Genomic DNA, 15549 nt, shown 5'->3' on the forward strand with positions numbered 1-15549 from the left:
GGTGCCCTTTCCCGAGGCCGATTCGTCACTTGATCTTCGGGGCACCCCCTGCCCGGTGAATTTCATCAGGGCACGACTGGCCCTGGAGGGCCTGGAACCAGGGGCAGTGTTGGAGCTGGTGTTGGATCGGGGCGAACCTGAAGCCATGGTGTTGCCCGGTCTGGAGCGGGAGGGTCATGCCGTGTCGGTGCAGGAGACCACGGACGACTGGCTGAGACTTCACGTGACCTGCGCTGGTGGTTGATTCCGACCGCCGGTACGGGATGGTGGTGGCCCTTCAGGCCAACTATTTGGAGGTGGAGCTGGATGATCCGGAGGCGGGCCTTCGCCTGCTCTGCACCCGTCGCACGCGACTCGCCCATCGCGGTGCCGCGGTGCATGTCGGTGATCGGGTCTGGGTGGAGGCCATCGATCGGGAGCACAACCGCGCCGTGGTGGCGGAGGTGGACCCGCGCAGCAGCTGGTTGACGCGTCCACCCGTGGCCAATGTCACCGCGGTGGTGGTGGCTCTGGCCGTGGAGCAGCCTGCCTTTGATCCTGATCAGGCCAGTCGCTTTCTGCTGACGGCGGAGCAGACCGGTCTGCAGGTACATGTGCTGCTCAGCAAGTGCGATTTGATCCCGGCAGAGCAGCAGCAGGCGTTGGTTGAGCGTTTGCGTGGCTGGGGCTATGACCCCCTGGCGGTGTCCAGCCGTACGGGCATGGGACTGGAAACGCTTCGTTCCAGGCTGGCGCAGGGGTCGCTCTCAGTGCTCTGTGGTCCATCTGGAGTGGGTAAGAGCTCCCTGCTCAACGGTTTGATCCCCGGGTTGGAGCTCAGGGTTGCGGCAGTGTCCGGTCGTCTGCAGCGCGGCCGCCACACCACCCGTCATGTGGAGCTACATACCCTCCCTTCAGGCGCGAGGGTGGCCGACACTCCTGGTTTCAACCGGCCTGAGCTGCCAGGTGATGTGCAGAACCTGGAAGTGCTTTTCCCAGAGCTGCGTCGGCGACTAGAGGATCAACCCTGCCGATTCCGTGATTGTTTGCACCGGGGAGAACCTGGCTGTGGGATCGATCAGGACTGGGATCGCTATCCCCTTTACCGGCGTGCCGTCGAGGAGATGCTTGCCCTCAGCCGCCCATCCCGGGGAGGTTGAGGTTGAGGCCGCCTGTGAGTTCCTCCATGCGTTCTTTCATGGTGCCGGTGGAGCGTTCATAGGCCGACTTGAGTGCTGCGAGCACGGCCGCTTCACAGGCTTCTGTGCCTTCTGACAGGAGAGCTGGATCCAAGCGCACCCGCAGGGGTTGCTGATTGCCAGACAGCCACACACTCGCCCGGCCATCGTCTGATGTGCCTTCCAGTTCCATGGCGTCGAGCTCCTCCTGGAGCTTCTGGGCGTCCTGCTGGATCTGCTGGGCCTTCCGGAACGCTTCCGTGAGCTGACCGAAATTGGGGAGTCCGAACCCTGCCATGACGCCTTTGGAGGAACCGGCAGGTTAGGCGGTCAGGGCGAGGGAGTTTCGCTGAAGCCGAGGCGCTTCACTTCGGTGTGCAGTCGGATTCCTCGGTCCCGTTCGACCTCGGTTTGCACTAGCTCGATCAGATTGCCGATGTCGGCAGCGGTAGCTCCTCCGAGATTCACGATGAAATTGGCGTGGATGTTGGAGACCTCGGCGGCACCAACCCGACGGCCCTTCAGGCCCAGTGACTCGATCAGTTGACCGGCCTTGAGTGGTTCGGGATTGCGGAACACGCTGCCGCAGCTCGGCCATTGATACGGCTGTGTGGTGGTGCGATGGGACAGGTTGTCGCTGGTGCGACGGCTGAGCTCGGCTGGATCATGACCGGGTTCCAGCAGGAATTGCGCGGCGATCACCAGGTGCTCGGCACTTTGCAGGCGACTGTGCCGATAGGAAAAGTCGAGGACTTCGCTGGTGAGGGTGATTGGCTCGCTGCTGGTGCCCTGGAGATCGAGAACGTCGACTGAGACCAGCCGTTCTGCGGTGCAGCCCCCTTGGGCTCCAGCGTTCATCACGGCGGCGCCTCCCACGGTGCCTGGAATGCCCACGGCCCATTCCAGGCCGTGGAGACCGGCCTTGGCAGCCCGGCGCGCCAGGGTGGGAATCGGCTCTCCGGCCCAGGCGCTGACCTCACCGCTGTCGCCACAGACCTGGCTGCCCTGCAACTTCCGCAGGCAAAGGGTGAGCCCCGGCAGCCCGCGATCGCTGATCAGCAGATTGGAGCCTGCGCCGATCACCCGGATCGGTAGGGATTCGATCTGAGCCCACTGCAGCAGCTCCTGCAGCTGGTGGATGTCTGCTGGTTCCGCCAGCCATTCGGCCGGACCACCCACGCGCCAGGTGGTGTAGTCGGCGAGAGCGACCTGCCGACGCAGCACGCCCGACTGCTCAAGCTGCATCAGGCCGCCAGTGGTGAGCGACATGAGGCTTTCGAGGAAGACGTGTCGTCGGCAAGACGGCTCCAGAGGCTGTTGACATCACCGGCGCCCATGGCGAGCACGAGATCCTCGGGCCGGCTGTGCTCCTGCACCAGCACGGTGAGCTCCTCCAGGCTGTCGGCCACTAGAACGGGACGCTCCGGTGCCAATCGATGCAGGGACGAGGCCAGTGCGTGGCTGTTCACGTCGGCGATCGGTGCTTCACCGGCGCTGTAGACAGGGGCGAGCAGAACGCAATCGGCCAGGGTCAGGGCCGCAGCGAACTCCTCGAGGAATTCCTGGGTACGGCTGAAACGGTGGGGCTGGAAGACCACCATCAACCGTTGGGGCGCCCGGGGCAGGGGACTGCGACCGCTGTTGAGCATCAGGCGCGCCATGCTCAGTGTGGCGCGGACCTCACTGGGGTGATGGGCGTAGTCGTCCACGATCTGGCGTCCTTGCCAGTCGCCGCGGAAATCAAAGCGCCGACCCGGGGCCTGCAGCTGTTCAAGTCCCTGCTTCAGCTGATCGAAGCTCACGCCCGCTAAGCGACAGGCAGCCAGCGCTGCGGTCACGTTGCTGAGGTTGTGCAGCCCAGGCAGGGGGAGGGTGATTTGCCCGATCTGCTCCCCAGCTTCGTAGAAGTCGGCGATGGTGCGGTCGCCGTCTAGTGCCACCGGTAGCGCTGCGAAATCGACTCCCTCGCTCCGTTGAACAGACCACCAGGCGGCCGCTTGAAAATGCTCGCGCAGAATCGGGTCGTCGTGGTTGGCCAGCAGACGACCGCAACCCTGGGCGAAACGCCCCATGGTGGCGATCAGGTCCTCAAGGTTCTTGTAGTGATCGGTATGGTCCAGTTCCAGATTGGTGATCACACCGAGTTCGGCCTCGAACTTCACCAGGGAGCCATCCGATTCATCTGCCTCCGCGACCAGGAAGCGGCCGGTGCCGGCATGGCCATTGCTGCCGAAGCAAGGAACAACGCCACCGATGACGGCGGTGGGGTCTTCACCAGCCGCCGCCAGCAGGGTGGTGATCACTGTGCTGGTGGTGGTTTTTCCATGGCTGCCTGCCACCGCGATCGACGGTTGATCGGCGATCAGAGCAGCGAGTACGTCGGAGCGATGCCAGATGCTGAGACCATGCGCGCGGGCGGCAGCGAATTCAGGATTGTTAGCCGGAATCGCGGTGCTGACCACGACCAGCGGGGCTAGCTCCGACGCCGCGATCAGCCCATCGATGGTGCTGGCCACCTGGGAATCCAGCACCTGGATGCCCTGATCGATCAGACGCTGAACGATCGGCGTGCGCTTGGGTTCCGAACCACTCACCCGAAAGCCGCGTTCCGCCAGGATCAGCGCCAGCGCGGACATGCCAATGCCGCCGATGCCGATGAAATGAACGGGCTGCTGCCGGCTGAGCGAACTGGCCAATGGGCTGGATCGTGAGCCCGAAAGATAAGGCAGTCCTTGGCCGAAAGCTTGTCTTCGACACGCATGTCAGCACTCCACCCCATGTCAGGTTCGGCGCCCACCTGGGGTCTTCAGGGATCGCGGCAGGGGCTTGGACAGGGGAATCCTATTGATTTCTGTATGATCGGCGGCCAAACCACCCACTGCGGTCCGCCGCTTTTGCCATGACCCTGCGCGTTGCGATCAATGGATTCGGCCGAATCGGTCGCAACTTCATGCGCTGCTGGATCAGCCGTGGGGCCAACACCGACATCGAGGTGGTGGGTCTGAATGACACCTCCGACCCCAAGACCAATTCCCACCTGCTCACCTACGACACCATGTTGGGTCGTATTCAGGGTGCAGAGATCGGTTACACCGACGACACCCTGATCGTGAATGGCAAGACGATCAAGTGCTACTCCGACCGCAATCCCCTCAACCTCCCCTGGAAGGAGTGGGACATCGATCTGGTCATCGAGTCCACAGGTGTGTTCAACACCGATGAGAAAGCCAGCATGCACCTGCAGGCCGGTGCCAAGAAGGTGATCCTCACCGCTCCTGGCAAGGGCCCTGGTGTGGGCACCTTCGTGGTGGGCGTGAACGCTGATCAATACCGCCACGAGGACTTCAACATCCTGTCCAATGCCAGCTGCACCACCAACTGCATGGCGCCGATCGTCAAGGTGATCGACCAGGAATTCGGCATCGTCAAAGGCTCGATGACCACGGTGCACAGCTACACCGGTGACCAGCGCATCCTCGATGCCAGCCACCGCGACCTGCGCCGCGCCCGTGCCGCTGCGATGAACATTGTTCCCACCACGACGGGAGCTGCTCAGGCTGTGGCTCTGGTCTACCCCGAAGTGAAGGGCAAGCTCGACGGTCTCGCTCTGCGCGTTCCCACCCCGAACGTGTCCCTGGTGGACATGGTCTTCAACGTGAGCAAGAACACCACCAGGGAGGAGGTGAACGCTTCACTGAAGGCTGCGTCCGAAGGTTCAGCCAAGGGCATCATCAAGTACTGCGAACTGCCCCTGGTCTCCACTGACCACGCAGGTACCGATGAGTCCACCATCGTGGATGCCGAGCTCACCAAGGTGATGGGCGGTGACCAGGTCAAGATCCTGTCCTGGTACGACAACGAGTGGGGCTACAGCCAGCGTGTGGTTGATCTCGCCGAAATCGTCGCCAAGAACTGGAAGTGAAGACACAAGCACTCTCCTGAGTGCTGTTCGTGACTGTTTCAACCCCTCCTGGATGGAGGGGTTTTTTGTTGCGGACTTACCTGGCCGCTGGCCTTTCCCTAAGCGCTGAAATGGGTGTATCCGGCTGCCGCAGAGACCACGCCGCTGCCGTCGCTCCAGCAGATTTGACCGTTGGCGTCACTGATCTCGCCGATCCTCTGGCTGCCTGGTTGTCGGGCCAGCCAGTCTCGTGCCCAGTCGGGGGGCAGGCTCAGCACAAGTTCAAAGTCTTCCCCGCCATTCAGGCACCAGCTCTGCCATGGCTCTGTCTGGGGCCAACCTTGGGCTAGGGGAAGAGCCCTGGGATCGAGCAGTGCTCCGCAGTGGCTGCTGCGGCAGAGATCTCTTACCGCTGTGAGCAGCCCATCGCTGCTGTCGGTGCCTCCTGCTCGCCACTCCAGACCATCGGGTTTGCAGCCCAGCAAGCTGTGCAGCGCATCGAAACGGGGTTGGGGGCGTTGATGCTGGCGAATCGCCTGCTTGCAGAGTGCGGGGTCGATGCCTTCGAGTGCCGGATCGAGGCTGTTTTGGAGCAGCGCCAGCCCCAGCCTGCTGAGGCCATGGGGACCACTCACCACCAACCAGTCACCTGGCCTGGCCTGATTGCGATGCAGACGGAGTCGACTGCACCGACCCAGGGCGGTGATCGCCAGCATGCGCTGTTGACCGCTGGTGCAGTCTCCGCCCAGCAACACCCCGCCGTGGCAGTGCAGGGCAGCCTGAAGACCTTGATAAACCCCCTCCACCCAGCGCCAGGGGGTGTCTGCAGGGGCGACCAGTCCGACCGTGATTCCTAAGACGTGATCAGCGCCGCTGGCGGCGAGGTCGGAGAGATTGACAGCGGCAGCCCGCCAGCCCACATCCTCTGCCTCCGTGGTGGCATCACTGAAATGAACGCCATCCACCAGCAGATCCGTGTTCACCAGCAGCTTGCTGCCATCGGATTCGATCAGGGCCGTGTCGTCCTCGAACTGACCAGGAGGGGCGTAAGCGGCCAGGCGACGGATCAGCTCCGCTTCCCCCAGGTCGCGCAGACGTTCAGCCACGGAATCGTTCAGCCAAGGGATCGTGCTCAGGCGTGGGGCTGCAGCCGATCAGCCCCATCGATCACTTTGATGCTGACCACGCTGTCGTCAACACCGAGTTCCTCGAGCACATCAAAGCCATCCACGACGTAGCCGAAGGCCGCATTGCGTCCATCCACCAGGTTGAGACCGGCGGGGGTGAGCTCGGCCTCGTAGAGGAACATGAAGAACTGGGACGATCCATCGTCCAGTGCCTGGTCGGAATGGGCCCAGCCCAGGGTGCCGAGGGTGGCGAAGGGGAGTGTCGGAGTGGCCTTGTAGAGCCCCACATCTTCGAAGGTCTGGTTGTAGAAGGTCTCCGCTTCACCGGGAACGCGGATCTCCAGGGGCACGTGGCGTTCTTTTTTGGTGCTCGGATCGACGTAGCCGATTTCGGGCCCCTTGGGATCACCGGTCTGAAGGATGTAGAAGTCTTCAGCGCGGATGAAGGGCAAGCCGTCGTAGAAGCCCTTGAGGCTCAGATCGATGAAGGCTCCTGCGGTGAGCGGAGCGTTGTAGCCATCCACCACCGCAGTGAGATCGCCTTGGCTGGTGCTGATGGTCACGGTGGCGCGACCCTGAAGGCGGGGCAGGGCGTCGAACTCCGCAGGGATTGCTGGGATCGTGTCGTCCGTCAGCAGTGCTTCGAGATCACCGACCAGGCTGAGGGTGGATCGACGTCTGTCGATGAAGGCGGACTTGTCTTGCCGCTCGACTTCGTCTTGGAGTTGGTGGATGCCTTCGGAGACAGCATCGAGCAGCTGATCGGCTGTTGCTTGGTCCGCCTCGGGCATGGCGGTGAGGATCGTGTTGCGTCGCGTCGCCAATAGCGCTTGGCTGCGGCTGAGGGAGCGGGCCAGGGCACTCCAGCGTTTCGCCCGCAGGTCATCGCTGGTGCCTTCGAGTCGGTGCTGGAGCTCGCGCAGGTCTGCCTGATCGAAGGGGAGTGCGTCACGGAGGATCGCTGCGGGATCCTTGACGGCATTGCCCTGGGGCAGGCCGGCATAGGCCGGTGCTGCCAGCCAGAGGCCAGTGGCGGTGATCAGGGCGATCAGCAGGGAGCAGAGTCGCTGATGTGCCATGGGGAACCCAGGTGCTGCCTGGACTTTGGCACAGCCGTATGATCCCCTGAACCGTTCCGCGGGAATGATCTCCAGCAACGACTTTCGCACCGGCACCACAATTGAGCTCGACGGTGCCGTCTGGCGCGTCGTCGAGTTCCTGCACGTGAAGCCCGGCAAGGGTTCTGCCTTCGTTCGCACCAAGCTCAAGGCTGTGCAGAGCGGCAGCGTGGTTGAAAAGACCTTCCGTGCCGGCGAAATGCTTCCGCAGGCCATGCTCGAGAAGGCCACTCTCCAGCACACCTACATGGAGGGTGACGATTACGTCTTCATGGACATGGGTTCCTACGAGGAGACCCGTCTCACCGCCCAACAGATTGGCGACAGCCGCAAATACCTCAAGGAAGGCATGGAGGTCAGCGTCGTGTCTTGGAATGGCAAGCCCCTTGAGGTGGAACTGCCCAATTCCGTTGTCCTTGAGATCACGCAGACCGACCCTGGCGTGAAGGGTGATACCGCCACTGGCGGCACGAAGCCCGCCATTCTCGAGACTGGAGCCCAGGTGATGGTTCCCCTGTTCCTCTCGATTGGCGAGAAGATCAAGGTCGACACCCGCAACGACTCTTATCTGGGCCGCGAGAACGGATGACCATGCAGCTTGATCACGACCAGCTCCATCGCCTCCTGGAGGCGCTCTCGGAGAGCGACATTCAGGAATTCCGACTGGAGGGGGATGACTTCCGCCTGGAAGTTCGTCGCAATCTCCCCACCATCGCTGTGGCTGCTGCAGCTCCCGCTCCAGCAACCGCCTCTGCGGCACCGATCGAGGTGCTACAGGAAAGCACTGCTGGCCCTGCCACCCCACCCCCTGTGGTGCCGGCATCCCGCTCTGACCTGGTGGACGTCACAGCGCCAATGGTTGGCACCTTCTATCGCGCTCCGGCTCCGGGTGAGGACCCCTTCGTTGAGGTGGGAACCCGGGTGAACTCCGGTCAAACCGTCTGCATCCTCGAGGCGATGAAGCTGATGAATGAGCTGGAGGTCGAGCTGGCCGGTGAGGTGATTGAGATCCTTGTCGACAACGGCACACCAGTGGAGTTCGGTCAGGTTTTGATGCGGGTCAAGCCCGGCTAGTCGAGCTGAGCTCCCAGGCCGCTTGCAGGGCGGCCACCATGCTGTCTGCCCGGGCGACTCCACGCCCGGCGATGTCGAAGCCCGTGCCGTGATCTGGTGAAGTGCGCAGAAAGGGCAAGCCCAGGGTGGTGTTCACGGCTTGGTCGAAAGCCAGCAGCTTCACGGGAATCAAACCCTGGTCGTGATACAGCGCCAGGATTCCATCCGGACTGTCTGTGTAGGCCCCCTGTTGCCAGGATCGGGCGGCACTGAGCCAGCAGGTGTCCGGTGGTAACGGTCCACTCAGGGACACTTCGGGATGGTCCTGGGACCACTCCTGAAGCAGAGGTGCCAGCCAGCGTTGCTCTTCATCCCCCAGCTGCCCCTCTTCGCCGGCATGGGGGTTGAGCCCTGCCACCAGCAGCCTTGGGCTGGGGTTGAAGCGCTGGCAGAACGCGGCGAGTGTATTGAGTTTGTGCAGGATGCGGGCTGGTGTGAGCTGTTCGGGAACGGCGGCAAGTGGGATGTGGGTGGTGGCCAGCAGGGTGTTGAGGCGCCAGCCAGTCAAGGGTGAGACCGCCGTGAACAGCATTGAGGCTTGATCGGTTCCGCATAGTTCCGCCAGCCGTTCGGTCTGGCCTGGATAGTGATGGCCTGCGGCATGCCAGGCATGTTTGGCGATTGGTGCGGTCACCAGGGCCCGCCCTTGCCCCTGGAGCACCGCTTTGGTGGCGGTGGTCAACCACTGAAAGCTGCTGTCTCCACTGATGGCGCTTGGGTCTCCAGCCTCGATCTTGTGGCTGAGGGGTTGGTCGAGCATCGGTAGCCCGTCTGGATCTGCCAGCGGGCCTGCAGCATTGGCCCGCAGCTGCTGATACGTGGCTTCTAGAGCGCGACGACAGCCCACAAGCAGGGGGTTCAGGTCGGATGGCAGAGCCGGTGAGGCGAGAGCTTTCAGGGTCACCTCCATGCCGATGCCCGCCGGATCACCCAGGGCGATCAGCAGCGTCTGATTAGCGTCGGAGGACTCGATCGTCATGGCGATGCTGCGCTGGTTGCTTCTAGGGCTTCTGCTGTATGGCCTGGGGACGGCCCTGCGTCAGGGCTGGCTGGAGGTGCAGTGGCATCGTCTGCTCCATGACGCCGGTCTCACATTCATTGATCCGGAGAAGCCGATCCAGTGGAATGAGCTGATTCTGGGCGCTCCGGAGTCGGAGGGGGCTGATCAGCGGAAGGCACCGCAGCCCTGAATCCTTCCACCTTGAGGCAGTCCAGCAGGCCGCTGCGAAAATCCGGGTGCAGCAGCGTGTAGCCAAGCTCCTGGCAGAGCAGATGATTGCTCACCCGGCGGTTCTCTGCCCAGAAGGAGCGGGCCATCGCGCTCATGGCGACGCTGGCTTCGCTGTAGGGCTTCGGTTCGGGGATGGCCACGCCCAGCAGGGAGGCTGCATGGCGTTGCACCGTGGCCGATGGGGCCGGTTCGTTGTCGCTGATGTTCACGATCTCAGGCCGCTGCCCCTGCGCCGCACGTTCGATCAGGTGCAGACAGGCGCCTGCAATGTCATCGACATGGATGCGGCAAAACACTTGGTTGGGTTTGTCGATCGGTTGTAGTTCACCGCGGCTAATTGTCCGAAGCGGCGAGCGGTCGGGGCCGTAGATCCCTGGCAGGCGAAGAATCTGCACGGGAAGACCAGATTCCAGCCAGGCCTGCTCACAGGCAAGTCGTCGCTGGCTGCGTTCCTGGGTGGGCTTGGCTGGATCCGATTCCTGCACCCAGCCTCCCTGGCGGTCTCCGTAAACGCCGGTGGTGGACAGATAGCCCACCCACTGCAGGGGGAGCTGTTGCAGTTGCTCCCCAAGACAGCGCAGCACCGGATCCTGTCCATTGCGTTCAGGAGGAATGGTGCTGAGCACGTGGGTTACATCGTTCAACTGCTCCGGATCGGGATGTTTGGCCAGTTGGCTGTCAAAGCGCAGCACCGACCCAAGGTCTGATTCATCGGGAAGGCGCCGCGTGGTGAGAACCCTGGCCCCTTGGCGTCGAGCGAGGGCGGCCAGATGGCTGCCACTGAATCCGGCTCCCAGCACGAGGAGGGTGGCGTCCGGCGGCAGAGGCGGGCAGTGGTTGACAAGATCGTCGAGCATCAGTACAAGTGTATTAGTTCACCGTTGGCTCATGACCGGCTCCTGCCTGACCCTGGTACCCACGTCATCCATCATCGCGCCGCGGCGCCGGGCGCTGCGCCTCTCCTTGTCCACCACTAGTGCCGCCTTGGTGGCTGCTGCCTGCATCTCAGGAGCGTTTCTGTTGGCGCCAGAGCAGCCTGAGCAGCAGGCCTCGATTTGCCAGCGCCACAACTCCGCTGTCGCCTGCCGCGTTTGGTGAGCGGAGCTCAGGTTCAGGCGGGTTGCAGCAGCCAATCGCCGTTCTGGGCGTCATCGCCGGGGGCGTCACCGTGCTCCAAGTCATCGCCAGCGTTGCTTTCCAGCTCCGGTTGGGCCCACTGAAGAAGTCTGAGGGCGAGGCGCAGATCGCCATCCATCCAGGCGCGGATCGCCATGGCCCGCCGGGGATCGTAGAAGCGTTGCCTCCGGTACCAGTCGAAAGCATCGGCATCCGACTTGTGTCCATTGCAGGACAGGCAGGCCGGCACGCAGTTTTCAGTCACACTCAAGCCGCCACGACTACGTGGCAGAACATGATCAATCGACTCTGATGGTTTGCCGCAATAAATGCAACTTTTGCCCGTGAACTTATGCAGGGATTGACGCCATCGTCGGACACGCAATTTGGGACATAGATCTTCAAGGAAAACCGCATCCCTGCTGTGCATCCGAGTGCCTCGGTTGTGCGCAGTGTGCCGTCTCTTCCCGGTGCGTCAATGTGTCGAAGACTGCATTTCAGAAGGTTCATCTCGCTCTGGGATCACAGCATTTCCTGCCTGCTTGTGCCTTGCCTGAGAAGCCTTAAGATGGTTTTTGCTGACTGATTCAGCCACGGCTTCAACAACGGCATCGCAGTGTTATCTCGGGCTCTCTCCTGCAGGTCTTGTGCAGGTGATGCATCCCTTTGATGCCGTCACCCAGGCTCAGATCCGACGGATCCGACCCCGGGGGGTGTGGCGCGGTGCCAAGCGAGGTTGGGAATTCCCCTTGGCCGCGGCCAAGGAGCTTCAGGCCCAGCTGGGCCCGCGGTTTCCGGTGCGCGACGATCTGGCCCGCTGGATGGCCTGGCATCAGCATCCGATGCCTCCTTTGCCTTCCCATCGCCAGTTGGTCGCATTGGCCGATCTGGATCAGGCGCTGCCTGACGGACGTCAGCCGCTGCCCCATCAGCGCAGTGGTGCCCGATGGTTGCTGGCTCGCAGAGGCGCGGTCCTCGCCGATGAGATGGGTCTTGGCAAGACCCTCACCGCCCTGTTGGCGGCTCGTGCCATGCAACGTGCCCTCCCGCTGGAGCTGGTGGTGGTGGCCCCGGTTGGACTCCATGACCACTGGCGGCGGGAGGCTGATGCCCTGGGGCTCAGCCCTACGTTGCTCAGTTGGGCTCGACTCCCTGACGACCTGCCCGAGGCGGGAACGCTGCTGGTGGTGGATGAGGCCCATTTCGGCCAGTCGATGCAGGCCCAGCGCACCCAGTCTCTGCTGCGCCTCGCCCGTCACCCCCGGTTGCGGGCGATCTGGCTGCTCACGGGCACGCCGATGAAGAATGGCCGGCCCGATCAGCTCTATCCATTACTGGCTGCGATTGATCATCCGATCGCCCGAGATCAACGCCAGTTTGAGGAGCGGTACTGCCAGGGTCATTGGCGCGAGCAGGCTGGTCAGCGGCGCTGGCAGGCCGGCGGCGCCAGTCAGTTGGAGGAGTTGCGACGGTTCACCCGCCCGCTGGTGCTCCATCGGCGCAAGCAGCGCCTTTTGGGGCTGCCGCCGAAGGAGCGGCGCTTTGAGCCTCTCCAGCTAGAGGATGCTGAGGCCCGCGGGATGGATCACCGTCTTGCTCAGGTGATTGAGGAGTACCGCCGAAGAGTGCGGGCTGGATCGGTGCGCTCCGATGCGGAATCCTTTGCTGTGCTGACGGCCCTGCGCCGAATTGCTGCGGAGTTCAAATTGCCAGCGGCGGCCAGCCTGGTGGAAACACTGCGTCGCCAGGGACAGGCGGTTGTGCTCTTCAGCAGCTTTGTGGAGCCCCTGCATCTTTTGCAGCAGCGCCTGGGGGGTGCCGTGCTGAGCGGGCGATTACGACCTGAGGATCGTCAGGGGGTGGTGGATCGCTTTCAGGCGGGTGAGACCGATTTGCTGCTCAGCACCTATGGCACCGGCGGTCTTGGTTTCACCTTGCATCGGGCCCGCAGGGTGGTGTTGCTGGAACGGCCCTGGACCCCTGGAGCTGTTGATCAGGCCGAGGACCGCTGCCATCGGCTTGGGATGGATGGGGGGTTGATCAGCTACTGGTTGCAGTTGGGGCTAGCCGATCAGCTGGTAGATGCGCTCGTGGCCAGTAAGGCGCGCCAGATTGAAATTTTGCTGGGCCCCAGAAGCCTGACCCTGGAGCGTCAGCCCTTGCCCGCGCTGCTGCTGCGCTGTTTGCAAGATGCCTGACGCACCTTCAGCTCATGGCTGATCATCGGATCGGCGGCTCTCCCCTGCTTGTTCACCAGCTGCATGGCTTGGTTGACATCGCTGCAAGCCTGGTCGAGGCGGCCGAGCAGCGTGTAGAGCAGAGAGCGATCCGTGAGCGGACCAGGGTCGCTTCGATGGAGGTCGACCACAGCATTGCAGCGGCGGAGCGCCCGTTCGAGTCGATTGAGATCAAGGTTTTCCAGGCAGGCCTGGGCGGGTAATTCAGGATCGCTGTCCTTGCGGGTCGCGGCTGAGCGGCTACTGCAGCCCAGGCCTGAGACCAACAGGCCGGCCAGAAGTAGGCCGACCACAAGGTGTCTGGGTTCAGTAGCTGTATCGCTGATCACCGTAGGTATTGGAGTAGGAACCGGAGCTGGAGGACTTGGCCTTGGGTTGATCTTGGGGAAGCTTGGCGGAGCGGTCGGATCCCCCGAACAGGTCACCGAGATAGCGACCGCAGTCGGGATAACTGCCGGGATCTTTGACCACAGCCTCGGTGATCATCACAGCAGCATGTTCAGGGGAGGTTTTGAAGACGCTATTGCCCTGACGCTTTATCAGTGCATAAGAAGCTTCCCAGCTGACGCTGTGGTCGTTCCCGTTGCTGCGCATGAAGCAGTAGATCTGGGCGCCTTTGTTGGGTTCAGGCTTATCAGCCGCTTTGACGCCGCTCGCCACCAGGTTGAGCCCGGCGAGTCCGGCCAGGGTAAGGACGGTTGCAAGACGGATCTGGATCCTGGCCATAACTGGACGTTGTAGACGAACTGCGCCAACGTATCGAGTCCGCGGTCGCTGTCCAGAGTCCATTCAGGACTCGCCCATGCCTAGAGGGACTAGCAGTTTCACCACAAGCGGAAGAACGAGAAGCACCGTGATCAGGCGCACGGCATGGAGCGCGGCCACGGCGGCTCCAACGCCAAAGTCGGCACCCACCAGACTCATGCCGCTGATGCCGCCGGGAGCGGCTCCCAGCAGAGCAACCACAGGATCGATCCCGAGGAGCCGGCTGGTCCAGAGCCCCACCACCAGGCCGGTCATCACCAGGGTGACGGTGATCAGGATTGCCGGGCGCCAAAGCTGCTGAAGCTGGTCCAGTGATTCCCTCGTGAGGCCAGTGCCGATCACGGTGCCGATGCCGATCTCGAGGGCGGTGCGGGTGCCAGGGGGCCACTCCGCCTGGGGCAGCCGACCGCTCATGCTTACCAATCCGGCACCAATGAGAGCGCCAGCGAGTGGTGCCGCCGGGATGCCGGTGCGCAGAGCCAGAAGACCGAGGCTTGTTCCTGCCAAGAGATAGACCAGAAGCGTTGCCGGAGCGGGCATGGGGGGATTCCGATCAGGGAAGACTTCCAGTCTGATCTGCGATGTGTTGTCATCGGCTCATTCCCTCCGGTCTTCCCCCGGTCATGACCCAATCCGTGTCCTTCCGAATCACCCGCACGGCTGAGGATGTCGCCCAGACCCTCAACGCGCTCTCTCAGCGTCTGGTGAAACTGGAGCAGCGGTTGGAGAGCGTGGATCTGCAACTGCGTCAGCAGCAGGATGCCCAGGCCATGCCGGTGGCGGAGATCGAGCGCCTCGATGGAGTCGATCAGATTCTTCAGGACTGCCGTGAACTGCTCCTTCAGTCGGAACCAGCTCAGCTCCATGGAGAGGAGGAGCACCAGCACGACGATCAGCATGGCGAGCATGAGCACCACGATGAGGCCATGGCTGCTTGATTAACGGCTGCTTGATTAAGGGGCTGCTTGATCAACGAGCTGCTTGAGGAACAGGTCGGTATCGCAGCGGGCTGGCCAGGGGTGTCAAAATAAAAAGAAAGCCAACCATGGCACTCTCTAACTCCAGCTCCTGTGCTCCAGCAGGTTCGGTTCGCTTGGGTCGCACGGCGTCCCTCAGCTGCAACCGTAAGGGTTTCATTGAGGGAGGACATCAGCTTGAAAAGCTGGAATTCGCCCTGGCCGTCGCGATGACCCGAGGTGACGAGGGTCGTTCAGCACTGCTTCGAGCCCAGATTGATGCTCTGGGTGGCAACGTTGAAGAGCCTGGCACCTAAAAGTGCAGCGTTGAGGCTGCTGCGATGCGGCGCATGGGCCTCAATCGTTTTCATGCCCTGAATTAATAGATCTGGATGGGTTGTTGCTCAGAACAGCGATAGGATTATGCATAGATCAAAGCAACAGAATTGACATCCACATTGATCAGATCGACATCGATCAGATCTGCGATGGCCCCGCCAGCGGCTCGCCCTGATCAGCGTCAGTCCCATTTGAATGAGGCTCAACGTCTGTTTGAGCAGGCGCGCCACGAAGCAGATGCTGGCAATATCAGCGCATCAGGAATTCTGATCCTGAAAGGCCTTGAACAGGAACGACGGGCTGGCGGCGTTGGCCCTCAGGTGATGCAACTCATCAAGCCCAGGCAGTAAGCCGAGAGAGCCTTGCATTCGACAAGCGGGTGACCGGACTCGAACCGGCGACGTTCAGCTTGGGAAGCTGACATTCTACCACTGAATTACACCCGCATAACGGCAGTTTAAGTCACTGCCGCCGATCGTTTTTGCCTGG

General features: G+C 62.4%; 21 protein-coding genes and 1 tRNA gene. 10 read left to right on the plus strand and 12 right to left on the minus strand.

Annotated features, from left to right (window positions below; genetic code table 11):
- Window position 1 precedes the first annotated feature (1 nt).
- Together CWE17_RS04385 and rsgA are read left to right on the plus strand one after the other, a co-directional pair.
- Window positions 2–244: a sulfurtransferase TusA family protein gene (locus tag CWE17_RS04385; RefSeq protein WP_131455126.1), complete on the plus strand. Its 243-nt coding sequence runs from the start codon at window positions 2–4 to the stop codon at window positions 242–244.
- A gap of 19 nt (window positions 245–263) precedes the next feature.
- Entirely contained in the window at window positions 264–1139 is an 876-nt protein-coding gene (rsgA, locus tag CWE17_RS04390; RefSeq protein WP_131455244.1) for a ribosome small subunit-dependent GTPase A, read from the plus strand.
- Here rsgA and CWE17_RS04395 read toward each other — a convergent pair.
- The 3 genes from CWE17_RS04395 to murC are packed head-to-tail and all read right to left on the minus strand — an operon-like array spanning window position 1114 to window position 3853.
- Window positions 1114–1455, minus strand: a complete 342-nt coding sequence (locus tag CWE17_RS04395) for a YbaB/EbfC family nucleoid-associated protein (protein ID WP_131455127.1) — start codon at window positions 1453–1455, stop codon at window positions 1114–1116. The genes rsgA and CWE17_RS04395 overlap by 26 nt on opposite strands.
- A gap of 32 nt (window positions 1456–1487) precedes the next feature.
- A complete protein-coding gene (gene murB, locus CWE17_RS04400) occupies window positions 1488–2402 on the minus strand; it encodes a UDP-N-acetylmuramate dehydrogenase (protein ID WP_240789246.1) in 915 nt (304 codons plus the stop codon).
- The gene (gene murC, locus CWE17_RS04405) at window positions 2402–3853 is read right to left on the minus strand and encodes a UDP-N-acetylmuramate--L-alanine ligase (protein ID WP_131455129.1); all 1452 of its coding nucleotides are present in this window, start codon (window positions 3851–3853) and stop codon (window positions 2402–2404) included. The genes murB and murC overlap by 1 nt, the downstream gene beginning before the upstream one ends.
- A 203-nt stretch (window positions 3854–4056) precedes the next feature.
- On the opposite strand from murC, the gene gap reads away from it, so the two are divergent.
- Window positions 4057–5079 (plus strand): type I glyceraldehyde-3-phosphate dehydrogenase, encoded by a 1023-nt coding sequence (gap, locus tag CWE17_RS04410; protein ID WP_131455130.1) that lies wholly within the window; start codon window positions 4057–4059, stop codon window positions 5077–5079.
- Window positions 5080–5177: 98 nt separating this feature from the next.
- Here gap and thiL read toward each other — a convergent pair whose 3' ends face one another.
- Complete coding sequence (thiL, locus tag CWE17_RS04415) at window positions 5178–6164, minus strand: thiamine-phosphate kinase (RefSeq protein ID WP_131455131.1); 987 nt, start codon at window positions 6162–6164, stop codon at window positions 5178–5180.
- A gap of 26 nt (window positions 6165–6190) precedes the next feature.
- Window positions 6191–7264 carry a peptidylprolyl isomerase gene (locus tag CWE17_RS04420; protein ID WP_131455132.1) on the minus strand — a complete coding sequence of 358 codons (1074 nt, stop codon included), beginning with the start codon at window positions 7262–7264 and terminating at the stop codon, window positions 6191–6193.
- A 64-nt stretch (window positions 7265–7328) separates the two neighbouring features.
- On the opposite strand from CWE17_RS04420, the gene efp reads away from it, so the two are divergent.
- Both efp and accB read left to right on the plus strand, forming a co-directional pair.
- A complete protein-coding gene (gene efp / locus CWE17_RS04425) occupies window positions 7329–7892 on the plus strand; it encodes an elongation factor P (RefSeq protein WP_131455133.1) in 564 nt (187 codons plus the stop codon).
- Window positions 7889–8377 carry an acetyl-CoA carboxylase biotin carboxyl carrier protein gene (gene accB, locus CWE17_RS04430; protein ID WP_206338351.1) on the plus strand — a complete coding sequence of 163 codons (489 nt, stop codon included), beginning with the start codon at window positions 7889–7891 and terminating at the stop codon, window positions 8375–8377. The genes efp and accB overlap by 4 nt, the downstream gene beginning before the upstream one ends.
- Here accB and pdxA read toward each other — a convergent pair.
- Window positions 8364–9395, minus strand: coding sequence for a 4-hydroxythreonine-4-phosphate dehydrogenase PdxA (pdxA, locus tag CWE17_RS04435; protein ID WP_131455134.1), 1032 nt, complete (start codon window positions 9393–9395; stop codon window positions 8364–8366). The two genes, accB and pdxA, sit on opposite strands and share 14 nt — an antisense overlap.
- A gap of 116 nt (window positions 9396–9511) precedes the next feature.
- A complete protein-coding gene (locus CWE17_RS04445; protein ID WP_131455135.1) occupies window positions 9512–10504 on the minus strand; it encodes an SDR family oxidoreductase in 993 nt (330 codons plus the stop codon).
- 31 nt (window positions 10505–10535) lie between these two features.
- Between CWE17_RS04445 and CWE17_RS12365 the strand changes: the two genes are divergently transcribed.
- Window positions 10536–10745: a serine protease inhibitor gene (locus tag CWE17_RS12365; protein WP_236629503.1), complete on the plus strand. Its 210-nt coding sequence runs from the start codon at window positions 10536–10538 to the stop codon at window positions 10743–10745.
- A gap of 13 nt (window positions 10746–10758) precedes the next feature.
- On the opposite strand, the gene CWE17_RS04455 is transcribed toward CWE17_RS12365, so the two are convergent.
- Window positions 10759–11193, minus strand: coding sequence for an HNH endonuclease (locus tag CWE17_RS04455; protein ID WP_131455136.1), 435 nt, complete (start codon window positions 11191–11193; stop codon window positions 10759–10761).
- A 226-nt stretch (window positions 11194–11419) separates the two neighbouring features.
- On the opposite strand from CWE17_RS04455, the gene CWE17_RS04460 reads away from it, so the two are divergent.
- Window positions 11420–12961, plus strand: coding sequence for a DEAD/DEAH box helicase (locus CWE17_RS04460; protein WP_206338356.1), 1542 nt, complete (start codon window positions 11420–11422; stop codon window positions 12959–12961).
- On the opposite strand, the gene CWE17_RS04465 is transcribed toward CWE17_RS04460, so the two are convergent.
- The 3 genes from CWE17_RS04465 to CWE17_RS04475 all read right to left on the minus strand — a co-directional run bounded on the left by CWE17_RS04465 (window position 12916) and on the right by CWE17_RS04475 (window position 14305).
- Window positions 12916–13329, minus strand: a complete 414-nt coding sequence (locus tag CWE17_RS04465) for a hypothetical protein (protein ID WP_240789241.1) — start codon at window positions 13327–13329, stop codon at window positions 12916–12918. The genes CWE17_RS04460 and CWE17_RS04465 overlap by 46 nt on opposite strands.
- A complete protein-coding gene (locus CWE17_RS04470) occupies window positions 13307–13726 on the minus strand; it encodes a DUF6554 family protein (RefSeq protein ID WP_131455137.1) in 420 nt (139 codons plus the stop codon). The genes CWE17_RS04465 and CWE17_RS04470 overlap by 23 nt, the downstream gene beginning before the upstream one ends.
- A gap of 63 nt (window positions 13727–13789) precedes the next feature.
- Window positions 13790–14305 carry an AbrB family transcriptional regulator gene (locus CWE17_RS04475; RefSeq protein WP_131455138.1) on the minus strand — a complete coding sequence of 172 codons (516 nt, stop codon included), beginning with the start codon at window positions 14303–14305 and terminating at the stop codon, window positions 13790–13792.
- Window positions 14306–14388: 83 nt separating this feature from the next.
- On the opposite strand from CWE17_RS04475, the gene CWE17_RS04480 reads away from it, so the two are divergent.
- The 3 genes from CWE17_RS04480 to CWE17_RS04490 all read left to right on the plus strand — a co-directional run bounded on the left by CWE17_RS04480 (window position 14389) and on the right by CWE17_RS04490 (window position 15410).
- Window positions 14389–14703, plus strand: a complete 315-nt coding sequence (locus CWE17_RS04480) for a chemotaxis protein (protein WP_131455139.1) — start codon at window positions 14389–14391, stop codon at window positions 14701–14703.
- A gap of 107 nt (window positions 14704–14810) precedes the next feature.
- On the plus strand, window positions 14811–15038 hold the full coding sequence (locus CWE17_RS04485; protein WP_236629505.1) for a hypothetical protein: 228 nt from the start codon (window positions 14811–14813) through the stop codon (window positions 15036–15038).
- Window positions 15039–15209: 171 nt separating this feature from the next.
- Window positions 15210–15410 (plus strand): hypothetical protein, encoded by a 201-nt coding sequence (locus tag CWE17_RS04490; protein ID WP_131455140.1) that lies wholly within the window; start codon window positions 15210–15212, stop codon window positions 15408–15410.
- A 24-nt stretch (window positions 15411–15434) separates the two neighbouring features.
- On the opposite strand, the gene CWE17_RS04495 is transcribed toward CWE17_RS04490, so the two are convergent.
- Window positions 15435–15506: transfer RNA gene (locus tag CWE17_RS04495), tRNA-Gly, on the minus strand.
- Between the last annotated feature and the right edge of the window lie 43 nt (window positions 15507–15549).

Source organism: Synechococcus sp. BS56D (assembly GCF_004332405.1).
In the GTDB taxonomy this organism is placed as follows: domain Bacteria; phylum Cyanobacteriota; class Cyanobacteriia; order PCC-6307; family Cyanobiaceae; genus Synechococcus_C.